This is a genomic window from Methanospirillum sp. (assembly GCF_035560735.1).
Taxonomy (GTDB): Archaea; Halobacteriota; Methanomicrobia; order Methanomicrobiales; family Methanospirillaceae; genus Methanospirillum.
This window is the reverse complement of the sequence record NZ_DATMYY010000394.1, coordinates 1-4,038: the sequence shown is the minus strand read 5'-3', so window position 1 is coordinate 4,038 and position 4,038 is coordinate 1. Positions and strand designations below refer to the sequence as shown.

1 protein-coding gene is annotated in these 4,038 nt (G+C 44.0%); it reads right to left on the bottom strand.

All coding sequences use genetic code 11. The annotated features are described in order from the left end of the window. On the bottom strand, positions 1–3,898 hold a 3,898-nt coding region (locus VN429_RS11645; RefSeq protein WP_325633513.1), incomplete at its 3' end, for a PAS domain S-box protein. Positions 3,899–4,038: the final 140 nt, after the last annotated feature.

The following is a 4,038-nucleotide window of genomic DNA, read 5'->3' as shown; positions in this document are numbered from 1 at the left end:
CAGGCACCCTAATCTCAAACCTCGCTCCATTTCCGGGGACACCCGTTTCAATGATGGTTATCCCGGTGATATCCAGAATTTCTCGTGAAAGATTAAGTCCCAACCCGGTATGTTTATAATATTCCCGTCTGAAAATTTTCGATTTATATTCAGCCGGTATCCCTACCCCATCATCCTCAATGATGATGGTGTATCCCTCTTTTCCTTCAAATCCGGAGAATCGAATCCTGGTGATCGTCTCACCATATCGCTTTGCATTATCAACAAGATTTAAAAAAACTTTCTCGATCAGTGGGTCTGCATAAACCTCAACCCCTGATATATCAATTTGAATCTGAATCGGACTGATATCAATTGTTTTGATCGAACGGGAGATCACTTTGCTGACATCCTGCCAGATTGGTGAGCGTACACCGATGTCCTGGTAATCCCGGGTGAATAATATCTGTTCCTCTATATTTATTGCAGATGCCTGTGCTTTTTCTAAAAATCCTTTCACCGGTTGATTCAGGTCCTCCTCCAATGAAAAATTAAGGTAACCAAGAACAACCTGGAGATCATTACCGATATCATGTCTGGTGATACTTGATAACAGGTTGAGTTTTGCATTTGCCTGGTATAACGCATCCTCAGCCAGTTTGCGTTGCGTAATATCGATAAGCGAAATAATGACTTTCTCAAGTGTCTGTTCAAAGCCGGGAACAACGATCATCTTGAGCAATACAATCCTTTTCTCACCGGTCATGGTCTGAACGGGAATTTCACATTCAAACTCGGTTTTCCCAGAGATCAGGGTAATAATCTCCTCCCTGAAGGATCTGAATGAATCAGATGCAAAGATGGTTGAAAATCCGCTCGAAAAATCCGTTTTGGATTCTGCCTTGAATAACAGCAGGGTAGCACGGTTTATTCGGGTTACATCCACCATCAGGGCACATGATTTAACTTCATCAGGGTGAGTTTCAAACCAGCTTCTGAAATCCTCGACACCTTCTTCTCGTTTCTTGTCAATCCAGTCCCTGATACTAGAGAAGTCTTCCTCACACAGGGAAATTGGAGATTCATCAAACAGGACGCGATATCTTTCCTCACTCTCCCGCAAGGCTTTTTCTGCCCGTTTCCGTTCCGTTATGTCGCGGATCTGGGCTAGGGCACCGATTTGTCCCTGATACTCGAACGGCACTTCTTTTACCCCTACATAAACCGGAGTTCCATCAAGTTTCAGGTAAATCTCTTCAAGGAGTTCGGTTGGTTTCTGATTTTCGTTGCCACTATTTATCCGTTCACGGACACTCTCATGAAATGCAGGGTCGATACGATCAATGAAATCTGTTCCCAATAGTTGATCTGCTGAATCGGCACCAAGTAACTTCAAGGCGGCGTTATTGAGGTACCGGAACCGGTTATTCGTTTGTATGTAAATCGCATCAGGGGCGCTGTCTACAAGAATCCTGAAGTTCTCCTCGCTCTTTGCCCGCTCCTGATGAGCCATGACGATTTCTTCGAGTTGTGTGCGCAATTCCTCTTCGCTCTGCTTGAGCGCTTCCTCGGCTCGTTTCCGTTCGGTAATGTCAGATGCGATTCCAATGAGACCATAGACCCTGCCCTCTTCATCAAAGAGCGGATTGGTATTAACATCTAAAATTATGCCATTGACATTTACTTGTAATGATTGTGGCTTTCCACTTAGGGTTTCTTTACATGCAGTAATGATATCTGGATATTCTGCATACAAATCATCAACCCGCTGTCCCATAACCTGATTTGGTTCAAGACTTAAACTCCTCAGACCAAGTCCTTCGGAGAGGGTAAACCGCATCTTTTTATCAATTGCAAAGAGTATTACCGGGATATTTACTATCACGGTTTCCAGACGGTTCTTACTATCACGTAAGGCATCCTCCATTTTCCTGCGTTCAGTTATATCATATGTAATTCCCAGGATGCGGTCTATATGATTCTCCCGGTTACGAAGAGGTACCAGCGATGAATGGAAGATATGATTTCCATTAGGCAGGGCTAGTTCAATCTCGTCTTCATAGATATTTCCTGATTCCAAACACCGACGGTACTTGGCATTTACTGCCTGACCAACCTCAGGAGAGACGGTTTCATCAACGTATTTTCCGATAAGATCACTTTTGGCGATACCCACACTCTTCTCCAGTGCCGGGTTAACCTCAAGGTTCTTAAATCGGCCATCCTCTGTTACTTCCAACAGGTAGATGCCTTCTGATACATTATCGAAAATCTCCCTGAATCGTTGTTCGCTCTTTTGGAGTGCCTCATCTGCTTCCTTGCGGTTGGTAATATCAAACGCAATACCCATGAAATAACTAAAATTCCCGGTAGTATCCCTTACAACATTCCCACGGGAGACATGCCAGCGATATTCTCCTGATGTTTTTCTGACACGATATTCTATCCCCTGGGTGGTGTAACCTTCATCAAGGGTGAGACGAAAAACCGCCAGGAGCTGGTGGATATCATCCGGATGGATTAGGGGTTGGAATGGATGGCCTATAAGCTCATCAGGACTGTAACCAAGAACCGTTTGAAAGGAAGGAGAAACATAGAGGAATTCCCCTTTAGAATTCAGTGTATAAATAAGATCGTGACTATTTTCTACAATAAGCCGATATTTTTCCTCACTTGCCCGCAAGGATGCCTCTGCCCGGTTGCGGGCTGTTATGTCCCAGCCTTCAGCAATGAGGAGAAGGGTATTCCCATGGGGATCTCTCACTGGTTTCAGTGAAAAATCGATATTTATCAGGTTTTTACCTAATGGATGGGTGGTTTCGAACCGTACCACCTCGCCGTCCCTGACACGGGGGATCGCTTTTTTTAACTGTTCCTGCTGGGTAGGATCGTGTGTCCACCATGTTGTAAGCCAGAATGGTTTTCCCAGTTCTGTTCCTGGATCTTTATGCTCATCCTGGAGATATTTGGTTGCAACTGTGTTGATTTCTATCAGGATTCCCTGAGGATCCAGGACAGCCATCAGGTGGAATGTCTGGTTAAAAACAGCCCGGAATTGCTCCACACTTTCCTGCAGGGCTTTTTCCTTTTCTTTCAAATCATGAAGGATTAGGTCATATGGCCTGGTCAGACTGATGACGACAAACGCCCGGTAGAACAGATAGACTGATATGAGTCTGAAGAGGTGTCCGAGCATGTTCATGAAACCAAAAACCGAGACATAGGAGGTGAATGCCAGTTCTCCAAGAATGAGGAATACCTGTGCAGCGATGATAAATTTCCAGACTTCATTATCAAAGTGTTTCCGTTTATGGTACAGGATAATGATCGTGGCAATAAGGAAGAGTGGGATGAGATACTCGCTTGTAATCTTGAACCGGGTGAGCCCGATGCCTTCAATGTAGCAGGGTGGGAAGATTTGCCAGATAAAGATGCTCGCAAATATCAATGTAATGGCTGCAGTGCAAGTTGCAATGACGATATCTGCATCATATTTCCGGTCTTTGATAACCGTCCTGCCAATGAAGAGTGACCCTATAAAGAACGAGATGCTTTGGAAGTATCGTGCTGCTATCCAGAGTTGGGTAGGGAGATCTGTATTGTTGCCGGGAAAAACTCCCATCCCTTTATACGCAAGTGTATGAACAAGATCAATTCCTCCAATAAAGAGGAATGAGATGCCCAGAATAAGGAAAAATGCATCGTTGATGACACCGCGGGTATTCCATATTATAATGAAGATTGAGAATGCAACTGCGATCCCGGCGAGTTCAATGGCTCCATGAAAGAGAAGGTAATTTCGGAGACTGATATAGAAGAGACCAACAAGGACAATTACGATGAAAGTAATCTGAAGAAGGCCTGCCGGGCTGGTGAGGTTTTTCAGGTCTTTTCGCACTATGGAGTGAATATCTGTCATTGTTTATCTTGCCTATTACCGATATGCTTCTATAAGGTTTTTACCTGATAAGGGTATTTCAAAGATCTATGGGTCTGGAAATTTCATGTAATGGAAAAAGGAATGGATCTTTTTTTGGCTTATCTGCAGAATCTTAACAG